22 protein-coding genes are annotated in these 20701 nt (G+C 70.9%); 9 read left to right on the top strand and 13 right to left on the bottom strand.

All coding sequences use genetic code 11. From position 1 onward, the window contains the following. Position 1: 1 nt before the first annotated feature. Together ACLF3M_RS06075 and ACLF3M_RS06070 are read right to left on the bottom strand one after the other, a co-directional pair. Complete coding sequence (locus tag ACLF3M_RS06075) at positions 2-580, bottom strand: ABC transporter substrate-binding protein (RefSeq protein ID WP_430656150.1); 579 nt, start codon at positions 578-580, stop codon at positions 2-4. Further along, the gene (locus tag ACLF3M_RS06070) at positions 577-1044 is read right to left on the bottom strand and encodes an ABC transporter substrate-binding protein (protein WP_430655968.1); all 468 of its coding nucleotides are present in this window, start codon (positions 1042-1044) and stop codon (positions 577-579) included. The genes ACLF3M_RS06075 and ACLF3M_RS06070 overlap by 4 nt, the downstream gene beginning before the upstream one ends. A gap of 114 nt (positions 1045-1158) precedes the next feature. On the opposite strand from ACLF3M_RS06070, the gene ACLF3M_RS06065 reads away from it, so the two are divergent. Both ACLF3M_RS06065 and ACLF3M_RS06060 read left to right on the top strand, forming a co-directional pair. Then, entirely contained in the window at positions 1159-1374 is a 216-nt protein-coding gene (locus ACLF3M_RS06065; protein ID WP_430656149.1) for a hypothetical protein, read from the top strand. Between the two features lie 43 nt (positions 1375-1417). Continuing rightward, the gene (locus ACLF3M_RS06060) at positions 1418-1738 is read left to right on the top strand and encodes a hypothetical protein (RefSeq protein ID WP_430655967.1); all 321 of its coding nucleotides are present in this window, start codon (positions 1418-1420) and stop codon (positions 1736-1738) included. Positions 1739-1745: 7 nt separating this feature from the next. Here the strand turns inward: ACLF3M_RS06060 and ACLF3M_RS06055 are convergent, their stop codons facing one another. The 4 genes from ACLF3M_RS06055 to ACLF3M_RS06040 all read right to left on the bottom strand — a co-directional run bounded on the left by ACLF3M_RS06055 (position 1746) and on the right by ACLF3M_RS06040 (position 5857). Further along, a complete protein-coding gene (locus tag ACLF3M_RS06055) occupies positions 1746-3128 on the bottom strand; it encodes an MFS transporter (protein WP_430655966.1) in 1383 nt (460 codons plus the stop codon). A gap of 79 nt (positions 3129-3207) precedes the next feature. After that, entirely contained in the window at positions 3208-3378 is a 171-nt protein-coding gene (locus tag ACLF3M_RS06050) for a peptide chain release factor 1 (protein WP_430655965.1), read from the bottom strand. A gap of 109 nt (positions 3379-3487) precedes the next feature. Beyond that, on the bottom strand, positions 3488-4687 hold the full coding sequence (locus tag ACLF3M_RS06045) for a hypothetical protein (protein ID WP_430655964.1): 1200 nt from the start codon (positions 4685-4687) through the stop codon (positions 3488-3490). A gap of 177 nt (positions 4688-4864) precedes the next feature. Next, positions 4865-5857: a Bug family tripartite tricarboxylate transporter substrate binding protein gene (locus ACLF3M_RS06040; protein WP_430655963.1), complete on the bottom strand. Its 993-nt coding sequence runs from the start codon at positions 5855-5857 to the stop codon at positions 4865-4867. A gap of 86 nt (positions 5858-5943) precedes the next feature. On the opposite strand from ACLF3M_RS06040, the gene ACLF3M_RS06035 reads away from it, so the two are divergent. Then, positions 5944-7413 carry a M81 family metallopeptidase gene (locus ACLF3M_RS06035; RefSeq protein ID WP_430655962.1) on the top strand — a complete coding sequence of 490 codons (1470 nt, stop codon included), beginning with the start codon at positions 5944-5946 and terminating at the stop codon, positions 7411-7413. Positions 7414-7417: 4 nt separating this feature from the next. On the opposite strand, the gene ACLF3M_RS06030 is transcribed toward ACLF3M_RS06035, so the two are convergent. From ACLF3M_RS06030 to aroC, 6 genes are all read right to left on the bottom strand, one after another. Further along, complete coding sequence (locus ACLF3M_RS06030; protein ID WP_430655961.1) at positions 7418-8356, bottom strand: dimethyl sulfoxide reductase anchor subunit family protein; 939 nt, start codon at positions 8354-8356, stop codon at positions 7418-7420. Between the two features lie 106 nt (positions 8357-8462). Next, the gene (locus ACLF3M_RS06025; protein WP_430655960.1) at positions 8463-9200 is read right to left on the bottom strand and encodes a 4Fe-4S dicluster domain-containing protein; all 738 of its coding nucleotides are present in this window, start codon (positions 9198-9200) and stop codon (positions 8463-8465) included. Then, positions 9197-12049 carry a molybdopterin oxidoreductase family protein gene (locus ACLF3M_RS06020; RefSeq protein WP_430655959.1) on the bottom strand — a complete coding sequence of 951 codons (2853 nt, stop codon included), beginning with the start codon at positions 12047-12049 and terminating at the stop codon, positions 9197-9199. Before ACLF3M_RS06020 ends, ACLF3M_RS06025 begins: the two co-directional genes overlap by 4 nt. A gap of 154 nt (positions 12050-12203) precedes the next feature. Further along, positions 12204-12428 carry a hypothetical protein gene (locus ACLF3M_RS06015; RefSeq protein ID WP_430655957.1) on the bottom strand — a complete coding sequence of 75 codons (225 nt, stop codon included), beginning with the start codon at positions 12426-12428 and terminating at the stop codon, positions 12204-12206. 72 nt (positions 12429-12500) lie between these two features. Next, complete coding sequence (locus tag ACLF3M_RS06010) at positions 12501-12707, bottom strand: cold-shock protein (RefSeq protein ID WP_430655956.1); 207 nt, start codon at positions 12705-12707, stop codon at positions 12501-12503. Between the two features lie 223 nt (positions 12708-12930). After that, positions 12931-14034, bottom strand: coding sequence for a chorismate synthase (gene aroC, locus ACLF3M_RS06005; RefSeq protein WP_430655955.1), 1104 nt, complete (start codon positions 14032-14034; stop codon positions 12931-12933). A gap of 92 nt (positions 14035-14126) precedes the next feature. Between aroC and ACLF3M_RS06000 the strand changes: the two genes are divergently transcribed. Further along, positions 14127-14423 carry a hypothetical protein gene (locus ACLF3M_RS06000; protein WP_430655954.1) on the top strand — a complete coding sequence of 99 codons (297 nt, stop codon included), beginning with the start codon at positions 14127-14129 and terminating at the stop codon, positions 14421-14423. Positions 14424-14454: 31 nt separating this feature from the next. Here ACLF3M_RS06000 and fabI read toward each other — a convergent pair whose 3' ends face one another. Further along, entirely contained in the window at positions 14455-15297 is an 843-nt protein-coding gene (gene fabI / locus ACLF3M_RS05995; RefSeq protein WP_430655953.1) for an enoyl-ACP reductase FabI, read from the bottom strand. A 158-nt stretch (positions 15298-15455) separates the two neighbouring features. Here fabI and pdxH point away from each other — a divergent pair, with 158 nt between their 5' ends. From pdxH to ACLF3M_RS05970, 5 genes are all read left to right on the top strand, one after another. After that, entirely contained in the window at positions 15456-16010 is a 555-nt protein-coding gene (gene pdxH / locus ACLF3M_RS05990; protein ID WP_430656148.1) for a pyridoxamine 5'-phosphate oxidase, read from the top strand. After that, on the top strand, positions 16007-17479 hold the full coding sequence (locus tag ACLF3M_RS05985; RefSeq protein WP_430655952.1) for an AAA family ATPase: 1473 nt from the start codon (positions 16007-16009) through the stop codon (positions 17477-17479). The genes pdxH and ACLF3M_RS05985 overlap by 4 nt, the downstream gene beginning before the upstream one ends. Positions 17480-17519: 40 nt before the next feature. Then, entirely contained in the window at positions 17520-18398 is an 879-nt protein-coding gene (locus tag ACLF3M_RS05980) for a universal stress protein (protein ID WP_430655951.1), read from the top strand. Positions 18399-18553: 155 nt separating this feature from the next. After that, complete coding sequence (locus ACLF3M_RS05975) at positions 18554-19264, top strand: pirin family protein (protein WP_430655950.1); 711 nt, start codon at positions 18554-18556, stop codon at positions 19262-19264. Positions 19265-19580: 316 nt separating this feature from the next. Then, positions 19581-20681 (top strand): hypothetical protein, encoded by a 1101-nt coding sequence (locus tag ACLF3M_RS05970; protein ID WP_430655949.1) that lies wholly within the window; start codon positions 19581-19583, stop codon positions 20679-20681. The last annotated feature ends 20 nt before the right edge of the window (positions 20682-20701 follow it).

Genomic DNA, 20701 nt, shown 5'->3' with positions numbered 1-20701 from the left:
TTCAGCTTCGCAGGGCGGCGAGCGCCCGCTCATTCGGCGGCGGGAGGAAGTCGCGGCTGAACACCTCGGACGGCGCCGGGCTGCGCGAGAGCTGGAAGACCTCCGCGACCTGCGCGATGGCGCGCGTCAGCCTGTTGTCCTCGAGGTCGCCGGCGCCGAGGCGCTGGCTTTCCTCGGTCGAGATGATCGTGCGGTGGGCGAAATCGATCCGCCGCGCCTCGAGGTCGAGATTGAAGGTCGGGTCCACCCGCTGCATCGCCTGCACGCCGGCCTGCGGCGTGCGCAGGCATTCCATCATGGCGCGGTTGATCGCGCCGACCAGGCCGCGGACCTGCTGCGGCCGGTCTCGCACCAGCCGCTGGGAGACCATCACGCCGTTGGAGTAGATGTCGATCCCATGGTCGGCGAAGAGGAAGAAGCGGTAGTCGCGGTCCGGATTCTCGTTGAGCGCGAGGAGGTTGATGTAGGCGGTCACGGTGAAGACGGCGCCGATCTCGAACTGGTTGCGGATGAGCATCGGCTCCTGCATGGCCGGCGCGATGTTCATCACCTCGTTCTGCGCGAGGTTGAGGTTGTTCAGCCGCGCGAAGATCGGGATGAGGCGCAGCGCGGGCGAGCCCGGCGAGCCGCCGATCCGCCGATCCGCCTGCCCTGGAGGTCGGCGATGCTGCGGATGCCGGTCGAGTTCTTCACCAGCAGCGCGAAGGGCGCCTTGTTGTAGATCTGGTAGACCATCACGGGCTGCTCGCCTGGCCGGCCGGCTGCCTGCTGTATGATCGCATTCATGTCGCCGAAGCCCGCGTCATAGGCATTGCCCATGATGCGCGTGATGGTGTTGGCCGAGCCGTCGCCCTGGTCGATGGTGACGTCGAGCCCGGCGTCGCGGAACCAGCCGCGTTCGCGCGCCAGGTAGTACCAGGCGTGGATGCCCTGGAAGCGCCAGTCCAGGGTGAAGCGGATCGGCGTCAGCGCCTGGGCGATCGCAGGCGCGGCGAGGAGGCTGGCGGGGGCTGTGGCGAGCAGCGCGCGACGTGAGATCGGCATGTCGAGGCCCCGTGCTTGGCGCCAAGCGGTCGCGGCATGCGGCTTGCGGCGCCCGTCCGGGAGCCTTGCAATGAGCATGCCGAGTTATTGCCGATCCTTCATGCATTGGCCGCGATGACCCCGGGCATCGGCCACAATGGCGGTCCGCCGCTGGAAGAGGATGACGACCCCGCGGGCGGGCGGCTCTTTCTCTGGAAGCGGGCGCACAAGCGCGCCTGGAAGACGCCACCGCGGGAGATCGCGCTCAGCCGGCTCAAGCGGGCCGAGGAACTCGGGATGACCTACAAGGAGTACACGCTCGAGATCCTGGAGCGGGGCAAGTATCTGTGACCCCCGCGATGCGTTACGCTTCACCCATAACGGGAGACGCCGCATGGACCAGGATGCCCTGACCGCCTGGGCGCTGTCCCAGGGATGGCAGATGATCGGTGGTCACCCCAGCCTGACGAAGCCCTCGGCGCCGAAGGAGGCGATCGTGCGGCTCGTGCTGAAGGCGACGGTCGCCAACCTCGAGGTCAGGAAGCCCGCGGGCAAGTGGGAGAAGGTGGCCGGCGCCGCCTATGCCGAGGTCGAGGCCGATCCCGAAGGCGGCTTCCCGCGCGGGCTCGGCTTCGAGAAGGTGCCGAGCCTCGGCATGCTGATGCAGGACAACCGCGACCGGCAGGTCTTCGCGCGGATGACGGGCAAAGCGTAGATCGCGGTCACGCCGGCCTGGCGCCGCGCGCCTCGCCGGGCTGGTTGTCGTTGTCGGCCGGCACGGCGTCGCGGCGGCCGAGGTCGCGCAGCGGGATGCGGTATGTCTCGCGCGCGGTGAAGGCGGCGATGGCAGCGACGGCCGTGATGCCGAAGGTCAGCGCGCCGATGGTCAGCGGGATGTTCGCCGAGCCCGGCGGCGCGACCGCGGCAAACAGCGCGGGCAGCAGCGCGGTGATGGTCGTGCCGACATTCTGCGCGATCGCCATGGCCGAGACGCGGCTGCGGGTCGGGAAGAGCTCGGGGTAGAAGCTCGGGAAGACCGCGTTGTAGCCCTGGTAGACCACGCCCCACATCAGCAGCGAGACGCCGATCGCGAGAGCGACGTTGTGCGTGCTGATGGCGTAGAGATAGAAGAAGGACAGCAGTCCCGAAGCCAGCGCGCCGACGATGATCGGCGGGCGACGCCCGATCCGGTCGGACAGCTTGCCGACGAAGGGGATCACCAGCACGGCCAGTATATTCCCGAGGATCGGGATCCAGAGATAGACGTCGGCGTGGAAGCCGACGCCGTATGCCGCCTGCACCGCATAGGCTGCGCCGAAGATCGAGGTCACGACGGGGATGACGTTCATCAGCGCCATGCAGACCACGCGCAGCATGTCGTCCCAGGAAAGCCGGAAGGCCTCGGCGATGGGGGAGCGTGCGATGGCGCCCTGCGCGCCTTCCTCGGCGAAGGCGGGCGTCTCCTCGACCTCGCGGCGGATGATCCAGCCCGCGACGATGACGACGACGCTGAGCAGGAAGGGGATGCGCCAGCCCCAGCTCATGAAGGCGTCGTGCGGCATGTAGTGCGCGAGCGGCAGGAACACCGCGGCGGCCAGGATCTGCCCGGCCTGCACGCCCTGCAGCGTGAAGCTCGCGAAGTAGCCGCGCTCGCCGAAGGGCGCGTGCTCGAGGATCATCGAACTCGCACCGGAGATCTCGCCGGCGACGGCGAAGCCCTGGATGAGGCGCAGCACGACCAGCAGGATCGGCGCGAGGATCCCGACCTGGTCATAGGTCGGCAGCAGCCCGACCGCCATGGTCGATATGCCCATCAGGAACATGCAGAGCAGCAGGACATTCTTGCGCCCATGCGTGTCGCCCCAATGGCCGAGCACGAAGGCGCCTACGGGTCGCGCGACATAGCCGACGCCATAGGTCGCCAGCGAGGCGACGATTGCGACCGTCGGGTTCGAGGAGGGGAAGAAGATCTGCGGGAAGATCAGCGACGCCGCCGTCGCGTAGATGAAGAAGTCGTAGTACTCGAGCGCCGATCCGATCCATCCGCTCGCCGCGGCCTTGCGCGACTGGTGACTGGCCGCTTTTGGGGCCGTGGCGTGGGACATGCGCGCTTCCTCCGGCGCGCGAGTCTCGGCCTGCCGCGCCAGCCGCTCAAGCGGCAAGGCGAAGCGTCACGGCATGGTGTCAGGTCGCCTTGAGCTTCGGCGCCCCGGTCAGCGTGGGCAAGGTCGGCGCCAGGCGGCCGCTGACCTCGGCCAGCAGCGACCAGACCTTGTGTGGATCCATCTGCACTTCGGGGTCGTTCAGCAGGCGGTCGAGTTCTGCCAGCTTGGCCTCGATGTCGCGCTCGGTCATGGCAGGTCCCGCTTGGAGGGCCGGGCAGCCTCCCAGGCGGGGCGGCTGCTCCGGTATCTACGCGGTGGAAACGTAAGGAAGTCGTGGCGGTTTCGTGCCACGCGCGGGGTCAATTCGAGGAGAGTATGGCGGGCGCCAGCGCCGGCGACTTCGCCGCGGCATGGCCGGGGTTGCGGAAGCGCAGCTCGCCTTCCGGCGCCGCGTCGGGCGGCGCCAGGCCGAGCAGCTCCATCCGGCTCGTGCAGGACACCGCGACGACGCGGCGGGCCGAGGCCTCGGTCATCCACCGGCGCGTCGCGCCCTCGATCTCCATGCGCTCCCGGAGCGACCGCCATTCCGTGCGGTCGATGTCGTCGAGGAAGACCGCGAGGATGCCAGGCGCCGTGCCGGACAGGCGGTTCGCGGCGGCGTCCGCCATGCGGCGGCAGAGCGCCTCGGCGATCGCGTTCTCCTGCCCCGCGCGGGCGGCCATCACGAAGACCGATCCGCTGTCGGGCGAAGCGGTGACGGCGAGATGCGCTTCCTCCCCGAACTGGGCGCGGAGCTGGCCGGTCAGCCGCGTCGCGGCCTGCGCGCCGGCCAGCACAAGCGGGTCGAGCTTCAGCACGGCGTCGGCACCGGCATCCTGGCGCCGTTGCTCGGCCAGCAGGGTGGAGATGCGGCGATGCAGGCCGGCGACCTGGTCGTCACGGACCATGCCTTCCGGAAGGGTCATCTTGAGGAGGTAGCGGCCGGGATGGGCGGCAAGCCAGGTCTGCAGCTCGGGGTTGATGCGGTCCACCAGCGCGCACCAGTCGCCGCGATGGACGCGGCGGCCTTCCTCGGCCGAGACGGTCTCGCAGACGACCTCGGCGGTATCGCCCTCGCGCGTGATGGTGAGGTCCCAGGGAGTCTCCTCCGCGAGGCCGGTGAAGGCGACCTCGAAGCCGCGGGCGCGATGCAGCGCGGCGGTGCGCAGCAGGTGGAAGAGGGGAACGAGGGTTGCCTCGCCGGAGAGGCCGGCCTCGATGCGCTCGCGCAGGCGCTTGCGGGGGCCGGCGGGGAGCGTTCCCGCCAGGGCGACGGCCTCGCCGGCATAGGACAGCACGCGACGCTCGGCCGGCGTGGCCTTGGCCAGCGCGTCGGGCGTCGCGAGGCGGGCCAGCGCGAGTTCCAGAGCGTGGCGCTGCTGCGCGGCGCGGCCGGCCAGCGAGGCTGCGGAGGCACGGCGCGCGATCTCCGCCAGGCGCGCCGTCCAGCGACGGTCGCCGCAGAGCGCGCGGAACCGCGCGAGGTGAGCCGTGTCCGGCCGATGGTCGGCGAGGTTCATGCGACGACCCGTTCATTGAACAATTGGCGACCTACCTACTCGGGAATATGGGCCGCTGACAAGCTGCCTTGACGTCGTTGGCAAGAAGGCAACGGCCTCGCGGCGGCGCGAGCGGCCGCGACATGCCGCGTCGGCAGGCAGGCGGGCGGCGGACTGCGCCGCCAGCGGGCAGGAAGCTCAGTCCAGCGTCGCGCCGGAGGCCTCCACCAGGGCGCGCCAGACCTGTTCCTGTGCCCGGAAATAGTCGGCAAAGGAGGCCGGGCTTTCGTCCGAGACCGGCGCGAAGCCCAGCGGCTCCATCCGCGCGCGGAAGGCGTCGGATTGCGCGACCTGCCGCAGCGCGCCGTGCAGCCGCGCGACACGGTCGGCCGGCGTGCCGGCGGGCGCCATCACGGCGTACCAGGATTGCGAGTCGATGCCGGAGCCCGGCAGCAGCTCCGCCATGCCGGGCACGTCGCGCAGTTCCGGCACGAAGGTCACGCGCTGTGCACTGCCGACGGCCAGAGGACGCACGCGGCCTTCCCGCACATGCGGCATCAGCGCGGGGATGACGTCGAACATCATGTCAATCTGGCCGGACAGCAGGTCCGCGATGGCCTGCGCGCCGCCGCGATAGGGCACATGCGTGATCTCGATCCCCGCGGCGCGGTTCAGCGCGGCGAGCGTGAGGTGGCTGATCGAGCCGTTGCCGGAGGATCCCATCGAGATCCGTCCCGGCGCCGCCTTCGCCGCGGCAACCAGGTCCGCGAAGCTCCGCCAGGGGCGGTTCGCGTTCACCACCAGCAGCACTGTGCCCGTCGCGACGCGGGTGACGGGGGCGAGCTCCGTCATGGGGTCGAAGGGCATGGAGCGGCGGAAGAGGAACTTGTTGGCCGCCAGGATCGTCGCCGTGCCGAGCAGCAGCGTGTAGCCGTCCTTTGGCGCCTTCGCGACGGCGTCGCCGCCGATATTGCCGCCGGCGCCGCCGCGGTTCTCGATCACGATAGACTGGCCGTTGAGCAGCGGCGGCAGCATCTCCGCCAGGACGCGCCCGGTCAGGTCCACCGCGCCGCCCGGCGTGAAGGGGACGACCAGGCGGACCGGCCGGTCGGGGAAGGCTTCCTGCGCGAGCAGCGGCGCCGGCGCGGCGAGCGCGAGCGGCGCGGCGAGCAGGCTGCGGCGTCGTGTCATGCGCGAAGTCTCCCTGCGGCCCGCATTGCATCGAGGCCCGCCCGCCACAATGCTGCGGCCATGGAACAGCGACAAGGCCGCCCGGCATGACGCGGATCGCGATCGCGCGCCTCTGGCACGAGGGCAATTCCTTCAGCCCGGTGCCCACGGGGATCGAGGCCTTCGAGGCCTCGGAATGGGTGGCGGGCGAGGCCGCGCGCGACGTCTATCGCGGCACGCGGACGGAGATCGGTGGCGCGCTGGATTTCCTGGACGATCATCCGGACTGGGAGGCGACGTTCCTGCGCCTCGCCGGCGCCATGCCCGGCGGGCCAGTAACGCGCGCGCTGTTCGAACAGGTCTCGGCGGAGATCCTGGAGCGTCTGGCGCGCGGCAGCTTCGACGCGGTTTGGCTGTCGCTGCATGGCGCGATGGTGGTGGAGGACCTGCCGCTCGCGGATCTCGAACTGGTGCGGCGGGTGCGCGCGGCGATCGGGCCCGGGGTGAAGCTCGCGGCCAGCTTCGACCTGCATGCGAACATGCACGCTGACCTGGCGCCGCTGCTGGATATCGGCACGGGCTACCGGACGCATCCGCATGTGGACATGCACGAGACCGGGCGCCGCGCGCTGGAACTGCTGCGCGATGCGCTGCCGGGCCGCACGCGGCCGGTGGGCGCCATCGCGAAGCTCGGTGCGATCCTGCCCAGCATCAACATGCGCACCGCCGACGGCCCGATGGCGGAGATGGAGGCACTGGCGCGCGAGGCAGAGGCGCGCCCGGGCGTGCTGGATGTCAGCGTCTTCGGCGGCTTCTCCTATGGCGACACGCCGGCGGCGGGCGGGGCGGTGATGGTCTTCGCCGATGGCGACCGCGCGCTGGCGGAAACCGAGGCTGCGCGGCTGGTCGCGGAATACGAAGCCCGCCGCGACCGCTTCTTCATCGCGCTGCCGACCGTGGCGCAGGGGTTGGACCAGGCGCTGGCCGGCGGCGCCTTCCCGGCGGCGATCATCGATGCCGGCGACAACCCCTATTCCGGCGGGATCGGCGACACGCCGGAACTGCTGCGCGCCGTGCTGGCGCGCGCGCCGGCGGTGCCGACGGTGGTCGCCTTCTACAGCGACGCCGACACGGTGCAGCGCGCGGTGCAGGCGGGTGTGGGCGGCGTCGTCTCCGGCACGCTCGGCGCGCGGCTGACGCGCGACTACGGCGATCCCGTGCCCTTCGCCGGCCGCGTCTCGCTGCTGACGGATGGGCGCTTCCGCAACCGCGGCCCGGTGCTGGGCGGCATGGCGGTGGAACTCGGCCCGACGGCGGTGGTGGATATCGGGACGGTGCGGGTGATCGTGACCTCGCGCTGCGTCTCGCCGAGCGATCCCGGCTTCTTCGACCTGCACGGCATCGACGTGACGCTGGCCGGGCTGCTCTGCGTGAAGGCGAAGAACCACTTCCGCGCGGCCTTCGGCACGACGATGGCGCGGATGATCGACGTGGACGCGCCGGGGCCCGCGGCGCTCGACATCGCGTCCTTCCGCTTCCGCCACGCGCCGGCGGGGATCTACCCGCTGGGCGCCTGAGGCGTCAGGCGGGGCCGCCGTAGAACAGGGCCACGGTGTGCGTGGCCTCGGCAAACATCAACCAGCGCTCGACCAGCATGGCGGCGATGGCGAGTGCGGCGGCGGGGACCAGCGCCAGTGCCGACAGCGCGCCGGGGACCGGCAGCGCCAGCACCGCGAGCGCGGTCGAGAGCGCGAAGCCCGCGATGGTCAGGCGCCGCAGCTTCGCTCGATGGGCGCGGGCGACGCGGAAGGCCATCTCGCGCGTCAGCCAGGTCTGCTCGGTATGCGGGGGATCGAGCGGGCGGGTGGGCCCGATGCGGCCGAGGCCGGTGGCGGATTCGATGGTCGGCGTGCCGGCCGGCGGCGGGGCGTCGATCGCGTCCCAGTAGGCTCGCTTCATCGCAATGGCGGTGCCACCGGCGATGGCGGCCAGCATGGCCACGAAGCGTGCCTGGCCGTGCAGGGCGGCAAGCGCGGCAAGGATTGTCGCGCCGCAGAAGGCCGCGAAGACCAGGTAGCCCCAGGGCACCATCGGCAGGTGCCATTGCCGCACCGTGCGGAGGCAGGCGTAGATCATCCCGGTGCACCAGACCGTCGCGACCGCGCCCGCCGCGGCGAGCAGGCCCATGGCGGTGGCAAGCGGCTGGTTGCCGTCGAGCAGCGCCAGGCCAAGCAGCAGGGCAGGGACGTAGGTCGCGACTGCCGCGACGCCTTCGCGCGACAGCCAGGACGAGCGCCATTGCGACAGCGCGCGCCAGGCGCGGTCGGGGCGGCCGAGATGCTTCAGGGAGGAGAGCAGGCCGGCGGTGATCAGCAGCAGCGCGAGCACAAGGGCGGTCAGTCCGAAGGCCGGGGATACCGGCACGAGCCCCGCCGCGCGCAGCACGCCGAGCCAGAAGAGCACGCCATAACCGGCGCCGGAGAGGGTGGTGAAGACGACGATGGAAGGGGCGGGGTTCATCGGTGGGCGTCGCGCGCGGAAGCCCCCTCCCCATCCCTCCCCCGCAACTGCGGGGGAGGGGGAAGAGAGGTAGCGGGGGAGGGTTGCGGGGGGGCAAGTTGAAGCTTCACCGGCTCAACGCCCGGTCCAGCCAGCGCAGCAGCGGGTTGCCGATATCCATCGGCGTCGGCGCGCTCTCCTCCAGCGAGGCCGCCTTCACCGTCGCCTTCTCGCGCGGCGGCAGGTAGCGGTTCACGGGCTGGTAGCCCATCTCCGGCATCAGCTCATATCCCCCGCGTTCGGCCACCAGCTGCGACACCCGGCTCGCGGGATCGCCGAGGTCGCCGAAATGCCGCGCGCCGACGGGGCAGGTGATCACGCAGGCGGGCTGGCGCTGCGGCTCCGGGATCGTCTCGTTGTAGATGCGGTCCACGCAGAGGGTGCATTTCTTCATCACCCCCTCATCCTCGTCGAGCTCGCGCGCGCCGTAGGGACACGCCCAGGCACACAACCCGCAGCCGATGCAGGTGTCGGTGTTGACCAGGACGATCCCGTCCTCGGCCCGCTTGTACGACGCGCCGGTCGGGCAGACCGTGACGCAGTCCGGCGTCTCGCAATGCAGGCAGGAGCGCGGGAAGTGGACGGTGCGCCCCGCCTCGCCCTCGCCGGCCTCGTAGGAATGGACGCGGTTGAACCACACGCCCTCCGCTCCGGCGGAATAGGCGTTGATGTCGGTCAGCGGGCCGAGATGGCCGCCGGTGTTCCATTCCTTGCAGTTGGTCGCGCAGGCCTGGCAGCCGACGCAGGTGTCGAGGTCGATGACGAGCCCGAGCTTTCGCGCGCCGGGCGGCGGTACTTCTGTCATGCGCCGGGCTCCCGGACGATCGAGGGCGCGGGCGACAGGCCCGCGGGACGCGGCAGCGCTGAGGGATGCGGGTCCGTCTGCGCGATCTCGTCGGCCGCGCATTTCGTCACGCGCACGCGCAGGTCGTACCAGGCGGCCTGGCCGGTGACGGGATCGCTGTTGGCGAAGCGCTGCGCCGCCTTCTCCGTTTCCATCTGGGCCGGCAGCCACTCCGAGATGACGTGGTTCAGCAGGAAGCCGCGCGTCGCCTCCGGGCTGTCGGGCGAGAGGTTCCAGGCGCCGGCGCGCTTGCCGATGGCGTTCCAGGTCCAGACGGTGTCGGGGTTCACGCCATCCATCAGCGTGACCTGGCCCTTCACGCGGCCGTTGCGCGATTCCACCCACACCCAGTCGTCCTGCGCGATGCCGAGCCTGTCGGCGGTGCGCCGGTGCATGTAGAGCCGGTTCGCGGCCTTGATCTGCCGCAGCCACGCATTCTGCGAGCCCCAGGAATGATAGTGCTCCATCGGCCGCTGCGTGATGGCGGAGAGTGGGAAGCCCGACACGTCATGCTGCTGCTGCTCGAGCGGCGCGTACCAGATCGGCAGCGGATCGCAGTAGGTCTCGATGCGCGCGCGCGTCGCTTCGTCGGGCGGCTGCTTCGCGCCATGGCCCTGCGCGGCCAGGCGGAACTTCTGCAGCGGCTCGGAATAGATCTGCAGCACGATCTGGTCGGCCTTGCCGATCAGCCCCATCGCCTTGCTGTCGTCGAGATAGGCTTTGTTCGCGTGCTTGAAATACAGCTGCTCGGGCGGGAGGTGGTGGCGCCAGAAGCAGCCATTCTCGATGTAGCGCTGCAGCTGGTTCTGGTTGGGCTCGCCGACGCCCCTCTTCGTCCCGTCCTCGCCGCGGAAGCCGGCGAGCGGGCCGACGCCGGGCATGCGCTGGTGGTTGATGATGTAGTCCGGGTAGTCCCTGTAGCGCGGGCTGCCGTCCTCCCTGACAAAGGCCGGAAGGCCGAGCCGCGCGCCGAGCTCGATCAGGACTTCCTGGAAGCCGCGGACGTCGCGGTCGGGCTGGACGACGGGCTGGCGGATCCCATCGCCTGGGCCGTGCGCGCTGCCGATCGGGCGATCCAGCAGGCTGATGCAGTCCCAGCGTTCGAGATAGGTCGTGTCGGGCAGGATCAGGTCGGCGTAGGGGACCGTCTCGCTGAAATAGGCATCGGAGTAGATGACGTGGGGGATGCGGTAGCTGCCATCCTCCTTCGTCTCGGTCAGGATGCGGACGGCCTCGCCGGGGTTCATCGCGCTGTTCCAGGCCATGTTCGCCATGAACATGAACAGCGTGTCGATCTCATACGGGTCGGCGGCGCCGGCGTTGCCGATCACCATGTGCATCATCCCGTGCAGCGCCAGCGGCGCGTCCCAGGAGAACGCCTTGTCGATTCGGATCGGGCTGCCGTCGTCGTGGACGAGCAGGTCGTCCGGCCCATGCGGGAAGGCCAGGATGTTGCCGGCGAGCGGCGTGTTCGGCTTCGCACCCTTGCCCGCCGGCCCGGGGCCCGGGGGGATCGGCCGCGGGAACGGCGACTTGTAGCGCCACGACCCCGGCACATCGATCGCGCCGAGGATCATCTGCAGCAGATGCAAGGCGCGGCAGGTATGGAAGCCGTTGCTATGCGCGGAGATGCCGCGCATCGCGTGGAAGGACACGGGCCGCCCGACCATCGTCTCGTGCCGCCGGCCCAGCGTGTCGGTCCAGGGCTGCTCGATCGTGATGGTCTGGTTGAAGGCGACGTCCGCGATCTCGGCGGCCAGGCGGCGGATGCGGTCCGCGCCGACGCCGCAGGTGGCGGCGACCCGGTCGGGCGCGTAGTCCGGCGAGAGATAGCGCTCCGCCATCAGCTGGAAGACCGGCACGGCCTTGCGGCCATCGGGCAGCCCATAATCGCCGACGATCTGCGGCGAGAGGTCGGCCGCGCCCGCATCCATCGCGCCACGCGCGCGATCCCAGGCCAGCGGCCTGCCATCCGCGTCGCGCGCGATCAACCCATCATCCGCGCCGCCGGGGTTCCGCACCACCAGCCAATGCGCGTTGGTGTAGCGGACGAGGAAATCGAGATCGACGCGGTCCGTGCGGAGCAGCTCGTGGATCAGCGCCAGCACCAGCAGCCCGTCGGTGCCCGGGCGAATGCCGACCCATTCGTCGGCGATGGCGGAATAGCCGGTGCGCACGGGGTTCACGCTGACGAACTTCGCGCCGCGCGCCTTGAGCTTTCCGAGCCCGATCTTGATCGGGTTGGAATCGTGGTCCTCGGCCACGCCGAACATCACGAAGTACCTGGTGTTCTCCCAGTCCGGCTCGCCGAATTCCCAGAAGCTGCCGCCGATGGTGTAGAGCCCGGCGGCGGCCATGTTCACGCTGCAGAAGCCGCCATGGGCGGCGAAGTTGGGCGTGCCGAACTGCGCGGCCCAGAAGCCCGTCAGGGACTGCGACTGGTCGCGGCCGGTGAAGAAGGCGAGCCTGCGCGGATCGGTGGCGCGCACATCGCGCAGCCAGCCCGTCGCGATCTCCATCGCCTCGTTCCAGGAAATCTCCGCGAACTCGCCCGAGCCCCGCGGCCCCACGCGCTTCAACGGCGCGCGCAGGCGCGACGGCGCGTATTGCGTCATGATCCCCGCGCTGCCCTTGCCGCAGAGCACGCCGCGGTTCACGGGATGGTCGGGATTGCCCTCGATGTAGCGGACGCGGCCGTCCTTCAGATGCACGCGGATGCCGCAGCGGCAGGCGCACATGTAGCAGGTCGTGGTCTTCACGTCGTCGCCGATGGGCGCCGAGGTCTCGATGACCTCGCCGTTGCCGGTCATGCGGCTGGGAAGATTGGTATCCGGCATCGTCACCCCCGCTTGGGAGTATCGGGGGCGGTCCGTGCCGCGAAAAGCCCTTGACGGGAAAAAGAACCGTCGCGCCGGGGCGGCGAGGGGAAAGGATTGCGCCGCGCCTGCAGGGCGGCGCGCCCGGTCAGGCCAGCGTGCCCTCGCGCGCGGCGATGCCGCCAGCCTTCAGCTGCTGCTCGCGGAAGACGCGTTCGATGCCGTCCTTCGTGCCGCGCGCGCGATAGGTGCGGTCGAGGTCGTCGCCCGGCAGGGCGCGGGTGATGGTGTAGAGGCCGCGCGGGACGTTGGCGTCCCAGGGGCCGGGGTTGAACTCAACGTCCTGGCCAACGGCGAACTTGTGCGGCGCCATGCGGTCGTTCCTCCCGGAAAAAATGAAGGACGCGATCCCCAAGGGATCGCGCCCCCGTTCAGCCGAGCCTTGTCAGGCGCGCTGCAGCCGGACCGCGGAGCTCTTGCCCTGCTGGCCGGGCTGGACCTCGTAGTCCAGCTTCTCGCCTTCCTGCAGGCCGGTCATGCCGGCGCGCTGCACCTCGGAGATGTGGACGAAGACGTCCTTGGATCCGTCGTCGGGCTGGATGAAGCCGTAGCCCTTGGTGCCGTTGAACCACTTGACGGTGCCGATAGCCATGATGGTGGTGTTCTTTCGATAAGCACGAAGGCCGTCGCGCGGGTTCGCGCAACGGATCAGACCGGCCGGAAGAGAGCGGACACCGGGCTCGGCGTTCCCATCGGGACGAACCCGGTGAAGGGAACAAGGAGGACAGGCCGAACCAGTCGGATAGCTGACCCGGACTAAATGGGCCCTTTATCCGCGATTTGCCAGAACAATCGGCGTGACAGGGGCGTGAGGCTCAGTTCCGCGGCAGCCTGGCGCTGCCGGGCGCATCGGGGTTCTGGGCGCGATGGCGCAGCAGGTGGTCGGCCAGCACCAGGGCCAGCATCGCTTCCCCCACCGGCACCGCGCGGATCCCGACGCAGGGGTCGTGGCGGCCCTTCGTCAGCACGTCCACCTCCTGGCCGAAGCGGTCCACGCCCTTGCGGGGCGTCAGGATTGAGCTCGTCGGCTTCACCGCGAAGCGCGCGACGATGGGCTGGCCCGTGCTGATCCCACCGAGGACGCCGCCGGCGTGGTTCGACCCGAACAGCACCTCGCCATGCCGGCCCATGCGCATCTCGTCGGCATTCTCCTCCCCGCGGAAGGACGCCGCGGCGAAGCCGGCACCGATCTCGACGCCCTTGACCGCATTGATGCCCATCAGCGCGGCCGCGATGTCGGCGTCGAGCTTGCCGTAGATCGGCGCGCCGAGGCCGGGGGGAACGCCTTCCGCCACCACCTCGATCACCGCGCCGAGGCTGCTGCCGGCCTTGCGCGCGGCGGACAGCGTCTCCTCCCACCGGGCGGCAGCATCGGCGTCGGGGCAGAAGAACGGGTTCCGGTCGCGCTCCTCCCAGTCCCACTTCGCCCTGTCCACGGCGTCCCCGCCGATCGCGACCAGGGCGCCGCGGATGGTCACCCCGTCCAGCACCTTGCGCGCGACGGCGCCGGCGGCGACGCGCATCGCGGTCTCCCGCGCGCTGGACCGGCCGCCGCCGCGATGGTCGCGGATGCCGTATTTGAGCTCGTAGGTCAGGTCGGCGTGGCCTGGGCGGAAGCTGTCCTTGATCTCGCCATAGTCCTTCGACCGCTGGTCCTGGTTCTCGATCAGCAGCGAGATCGGGGTGCCGGTCGTCACCCCCTCGAAGGTGCCGGACAGGATGCGGACCTGGTCAGGCTCCTGCCGCTGGGTCACGAATTTCGACTGGCCGGGGCGTCGCCTGTCGAGCCAGGGCTGGATGTCGGCCTCGGTCAGCGCCAGGCGGGGCGGGCAGCCATCCACCACGCAGCCGATCGCCGGGCCGTGGCTCTCGCCCCAGGTGGTCACGCGAAAGAGATGCCCGAAGCTGTTGTGCGACATGCAATCCGACAGCCCTTGCCCTTGAACGAAACGGTCGCGCCATCGTATCCGAGTAGCTTGTCCTGGACGACCCGGCGGGGAGGAGGGCGCGCATGGATTTCGAAAAGATGGAGACGTCCTTCGCCCTGATCGTGGTGGGCGTGGTCATCTGGATCCTCTGCATGATCTTCGCCGTGCTGCGCAAGATGTTCGGCGAGGCCGTGGTCATCGGCATCATCATCGGCTCGTTCTGCCTGGCCCTGCCGGTCGGCGTGGCCTCGGTCTATGTCGTGGGCGGCAGCTGGAGCCAGTCGGAGTTCTTCTTCTGGACGGGCTTCTGGTGGCTGTTCCTCGGCGTGATCATGACGACGGTGCCGCTGTGGAAGTGGTTCCGGCGGGAAGTGTTCTGATTTTCCCGGCGTCGGTCGCGGCCAGCCCGCGTCAGACTGTCGCGATGTCGGGCGCGTCCGGGTTCTTCATGCCCACGACGTGGTAGCCGCAATCCACGTGGTGCACCTCGCCCGTGACGCCGGACGCCAGGTCGGACAGGAAATACAGCCCCGCCCCGCCGACATCCTCGATCGTCACGTTGCGCTCCAGCGGCGCGTTGTACTGGTTCCACTTCAGGATGTAGCGGAAGTCGCCGATCCCGCTGGCCGCCAGGGTCTTGATCGGGCCCGCGCTGATCGCGTTCACCCGGATCCCGGACCGCCCGAGGTCGGCCGCCATGTAGCGCACGGAGGCCTCCAGCGCGGCCTTGGCGACACCCATGACGTTGTAGTGCGGCGTCACGCGCTCGGCGCCGAGGTAGCTCATCGTCAGCAGCGATCCGCCCGGCTTCATCAGCGGCACCGCGCGCTGCGCGACGGAGACGAAGGAAAAGACCGAGATGTCCATCGCCTGCAGGAAGGCCGGCCGGGGCGTATCCATGTAGCGGCCGCGCAAGAACTGCTTGTCCGCGAAGCCGATGGCGTGCACCACAAAATCGAGCCCGCCCCAGGCTTCCTTCACCGCGGCGAAGACCGCGTCCACGCTGGCATCGTCGGTGACGTCGCAGGGCAGCACCAGCGGCGCCTTCGCCTCCTCGGCCAGCGGGCGGACGCGCTTCTCCAGCGCCTCGCCCTGGTAGGTGAAGCAGAGCTCCGCGCCTTGCGCCGCGACGGCGCGCGCGATGCCCCAGGCGATGGAGCGGTCATTCGCCACGCCCATCACCACGCCGCGCTTGCCCGCCATCAGCGTGCCCGTGGGCACAGGCTGGGGTTCTGGCGTCTCGGGCTGGGGCATGTGGGGGAGGACCGGGCGTCTGGTTGCGGAGGCCCGGGCGGGATGGCACATGCCCCCTGCCGGGGCAAGCCACCCCCGGCCATGCCAGGAGAGCGCCCTTGGACCAGCCCGCGCGTGCGCCGGCGGCAGACGACCCGATCGCCCTGTTCGAGGCCTGGATGGCCGAGGCCGCGGCATCCGAGCCGAACGACCCCAACGCGGTCTGCCTGGCGACCGCGACGCCGGATGGCCGGCCCTCGGCGCGCATGGTCCTGCTGAAGGGCGTGGACCGCGACCGGCCCGGCGGGGGGTTCGTCTTCTACACCAACCTCGAAAGCCGCAAGGGCGGGGAGCTGCTGGCCAATCCCGTCGCCGCGATGTGCTTCCACTGGAAGACGCTCCAGCGCAGCGTGCGGGTGGAAGGGCCGGTCGAGCCGGTCTCGCCGGAGGAGGCGGATGCCTACTACGCCTCCCGCGCGCGGGGCAGCCGCATCGGCGCCTGGGCGTCGCGCCAGTCCCGCCCGCTGGAGGGCCGCTTCGCGCTAGAGAAGGCCGTCGCGGAGTACACCGTGAAGTTCGGCATCGGGGAGATCCCGCGCCCGCCGCACTGGTCGGGCTTCCGCCTTCTGCCGCGACGCATCGAGCTCTGGCGCGACATGCCCTTCCGCCTGCATGAGCGCCGCGTCTTCCACCGGACAGCGTCGGGGTGGGAGACTGAGATGCTGTATCCGTGATCCCGTCGGGGCAGGGCGAAGTTGCGGCGCTGCTGTCCCGCCTGACTGCCGCTACGCCGATCGAGACGCACATCTCCGCCGTCTTCGTCGGCCCCGACGACGCCTTCAAGCTGAAGAAGGCGGTCACGCTGCCCTTCGTGGACCAGGGCAGCCTGGCGCGGCGCGAGGCGTTCTGCCGGCGCGAACTCGAGCTCAACCGCCCCAACGCCCCGGGGATCTACCGCGACGTCGTTCCCGTCACCCGCGGCCCGGCCGGGCTGCGCCTGGGCGGCGAGGGCGAGGCGGTGGAATGGGTGCTGCGCATGGCGCCCGTGCCGGAGGCCGATTTCCTGGACGCCGTCGCGGCGCGCGGCGGGCTGGACGGGCGGATGCTCGACGGGCTGGCGGATGCGGTGGCGGCGCTGTTGGCCGCCGCGCCGGTCGCCGAGGGTGTGAATGCCGTCGCGCGGATGGAGACGGTCCTGGAAGGCAACCTCCAGGGCTGCCTGGCCGTGGGGCTGGACCGCGCGCGGGTGGACGCCGTCGCGGCTTCCATGCGCGCGCGGCTTGCCGCCCTTGCGCCGCTGCTGCGGGAGCGTGCGGCGGCGGGCTTCGTGCGGCGCTGCCATGGCGACCTCCACCTCGGCAATCTCTGTCTCTGGGAAGGCCGGCCCGTCGCCTTCGACGCGCTGGAATTCGACGAGGCGCTGGCGCGGGTGGATGTCGGCTACGAACTCGCGTTCCTGCTCATGGATCTCGACGTCAAGCTCGACAGGGCCGCCGCCAACCGGGTCATGAACCGCGTCCTCGCCCGCAACGCCGATGTCGCAATGCTGCCTGCGCTACCCTTCTGGATGGCGCAGCGCGCGCTGGTCCGGGCGAAGCTCGAGCCCGCGCGCGGCCGGCCCGGCCTGCCCTACCTCGACGCCGCCGAGCGCTACCTCGCCCCAGCCGCGCCGCGCCTGGTCGCGATCGGCGGCGTGCAGGGCACCGGCAAGACCTTCGCCGCCCGCGCCGTCGCGCCGCTGCTCGGCGCGGCGCCCGGTGCGCTGCACCTCCGCTCCGACGAGATCCGCAAGCGCCTGGCCGGAGTCGCGCCGGAGGACCGGCTGCCCCAGGCCGCCTACTCCGCCGAGGCCAGCGCCGCCGTGCACGCCGCCATGATGGACGCCGCCCGCGCCGCGCTGGCGGCCGGGCATTCCGTGGTGCTCGACGCCACCTTCCTCGATCCCGCGGTGCGGGCGATGGCGCAGGCGGCAGCCGGCACGGCGCGCTTCGACGGCGTCTTCCTCTCGGCGCCCGTCGAGGTGCTGCGCGACCGCGTCGCCGGACGACGCGACGACGCCTCCGACGCCACGGTCGAGGTGATGGAGCGTGCGGCGGCGGCCGATCCCGGGCCGCTTGGAAGCTGGACGCGGTTGGATGCTTCCGGCGATCCCCGGGCACGACTGCTCGATCTGCTGGCCTTGACCTCGGCAACCCGGGCATAAACATTTCAGCGACAACGCTTTAACGAAGGGAGGCTGCGCGATGGCCTATCGCCGCCTGCTGCTGCCGCTGACCGGGACCGCCGCCGGGGAAGCCGCGCTTGCCACCGCGCTCGACGTCGCGCGGGTGTGGAACGCGCATCTGCACTGCCTGCATGTACGCGTGGATGCGCGCGACGTCGCGCCGCTGGCCGGCGAGGGCCTGTCGGGCGCGATGATCGAGGAGATGATGGCCGCGACCGAGCGCGAATCCGGCGAGCGCGCGGGCCGCGTCCGCGCGCTCTTCGACCGCTTCGCCGCGACACATGGCGACCTGACGCTCGCCTCCGACCCCAACACCGCGCTGAAGACGCCGGGCGTCACCATCAGCTTCGAGACGATCGCCGGGCGCGAGGAGGACATCGTCGCGCAGCAGTCCCGGCTCTTCGACATGGCGGTCGTCCCTCACCCCGAGGCCGACGAGGATGTCAGCAGCTCCGACGCGCTGCATGCCGTGCTGTTCGACAGCGGCCGTCCCGTGCTGATCGCGCCGCGCCAGGCGCCCGCGACCATCGGCACCCGCGTCGCCATCGCCTGGAACGGCAGCGCCGAAAGCGCCGCGGCCGTCGCCGCCGCGCTGCCCTGGCTGCACCGCGCCCAGGCCGTGCGCATCCTTTGCTCCGACGACTACCAGCGCCGAGGCCCGCAGGCCGAGGGCATCCGCGCCTATCTCCGCTGGCACGAGATCGACGCCGAGCTCGTGCCCTTCAAGCCGGCGACGCGCGAGGTCGGCGCCGGCCTGCTCGGCGCCGCGCGCGACTTCGGCGCCGACCTGATGTGCCAGGGCGCCTACAGCCATTCGCGGCTGCGCCAGCTGATCCTGGGCGGCGTGACGCGCCACGTGCTGGAGAATGCAGACCTGCCGGTCCTGATGTGCCGCTGAGCTGATCGGCGGGGCCCCGCGCCCCGCGCTGGGGCCATTGACGCCGTGAATGCCCGCAATCGGTTGCAGCCCGTCGCGGAAATGGCGGCCGGCGCCTATCTACGCGCCCGACACAGCAAGCCCCGGCCAGCCCGGGGCGATGGGAGCACAGCATCATGATCGACGTCCGGCCCTTCGCCAGCCTCGGCGGCGCCAACCACGGATGGCTCAAGGCGAAGCACCACTTCTCCTTCGCGAACTACCACGACCCCGCGCGGATGAACTGGGGCCGCCTGCGCGTCTGGAACGACGACGAGATCGCGCCGGGCACCGGCTTCGACCCGCACCCGCACCGCGACATGGAGATCATCACCTATGTCCGCGACGGCGCCATCACCCACCGCGACAACCTGGGCAACGAGGGCCGCACCGAAGCGGGCGACGTGCAGATCATGAGCGCGGGCACCGGCGTCGTGCATTCCGAATACAACCTCGAGCCCGGGACGACCCGGATCTTCCAGATCTGGATCATGCCGGACCGCCGCGGCACCAAGCCGAACTGGGGCGCGAAGCAGTTCCCGAAGGCCCTGCGCGAGGCGGGGTTCGAGGTCCTGGCCTCCGGCCGCCCGGGGGATGCCGGCAACGGGGCGCTGCCGCTCAATGTCAACGGCGCCGTCATGGCCGCGACGCTGAAGGCCGGGCAGACGCTGACCACCGCGCTCGGACCGGACCGCGCCGCCTATCTCGTGCCGGCGAAGGGCGCGGTGACGGTGAACGGCGTCGCGCTGAACGCGCGCGACGGCGCGGGCATCGTGGACGAGCCCAAGCTCGCGATCACCGCGACCGAGGATTCCGAGCTGGTCCTGGTCGAGGTCGCGAAGGAGTAGCCGGAAGAGAGGGGAGGGGCCGCCGGCCCCTCCCGTTGTTCCGGGGTCGCTCTCCATGTCCGGATCGTAACGCCGACACGACCTATTGAGCCTGCGCGGCGAATCGCGGTGGTAGGACTCGCCCAATGCGGGAATTCGGACGCGCGAGGTTGAGCCGGCGGCGGCATTCAGGAATGTTGCCGCTCGTGTTACGCCCGCTTGTCTTTCGGGATCGTCCAGTCCTGCCGGAGGAAAACGCCATCCGTCGCCTCGCCGATGCGGGCCTTGTCGCCCCGCACCGACGCCGCGCCGGCGAGGATTGAAGGGGAAGCGGTGGATGGCATTGCGCCTCGCCCCACTCGATGAGGTGATGCGCCCGGCCTTCGAGCGGTTGCTTGCGGAGGCCTGGGGCGAGAACTGGGGCGCGGCCCGCGCGGCGGAACTGGTGGCGTGGCGCTACTACGAGCGCGCCACGCCGGGCGACACCTGGGTCGCGACAGACGGGACGGCCTGCGTCGCGATGCTCGATTCCTATGTCCGGCCCTATCTCCTCGACGGTCGCGAGGTCGCGGTGCGCGAGGCCTGCGACTGGTACTGCCTGCCGCGCTACCGACCGCTCGGCGTCGGCGTCCACCTGATGCGGCGCATGATGGCCTATCCCGAGCCGGTCCTGTCGATCGGCGGGACCGAGGCGACCCAGGCCATCCTGCCGCGGCTGCGCTGGTCGCCGCTGCCGTCGGTGACGAAGATGATCCTGCCGCTGCGCGCGCGTGATCTCGTCGCGAACCTGCTTCGGCTCTGGCGGCCGGCGCATGAACGCTGGGCGCGCGCCGTCCCGCGGGTGCTGCCGTTTCGCCGCCCGGCCCAGGCCGATCCGCCCCATGGCAGGGCGCGCGTGGTGGAATGGCGGTCGGGCATGGCGCTGCCCAAGCCGGCGGGCGCCGGTCTGGTGGCGCTGGCCGGGCCCGCCGAGCTCGAGCATCTCTCGCGCATCCCGCCCTGGCTGGCGCATCCGTTCGGCCTCGTCTTCCTGCGCGGCGACGAGCCCGTCGGGTTCTCCCTCTCGCAGCTTGAGCCGTCGCTCGGCGGCCTCGAGGCGTGCCTCGTGCATCTGCAGCTCGCGGAAACCTCGGCTACGCTGGCAGGCTGGGTGGTGGCGGAGACCGCGTCGCGGCTCGCCTCGCTCGGCGTCGGCATGATCCGCTGCCTGGCCTCGACGCCCGCCAAGGTGGCGGCGCTGGAACAGGCGGGCTTCGTCAGGACGCGGCCGAGGCCGGCCTATTGGTGGCAGAAGAACGGGCCGCCGCCGCCCGCCCTGATCGATGCCGGCTATCTCCGCGCCGACGACGCCATGCCCTTTGCGACGCTGCGCGCGCGCCGCCTGGCGCAGGAAGCCGGCGGCAGGCTCGGCGTGCCCGTGCTCGGGACGCAGTCGTGACCGCTGTGCGGGAGGCCCGG

Origin of the sequence: Falsiroseomonas sp. HW251 (assembly GCF_050563545.1) — a bacterium.
GTDB lineage: Bacteria > Pseudomonadota > Alphaproteobacteria > Acetobacterales > Acetobacteraceae > Falsiroseomonas.
Note: the sequence above shows the minus strand (reverse complement) of the source record. Positions and strands in the feature narration are given on the sequence as shown.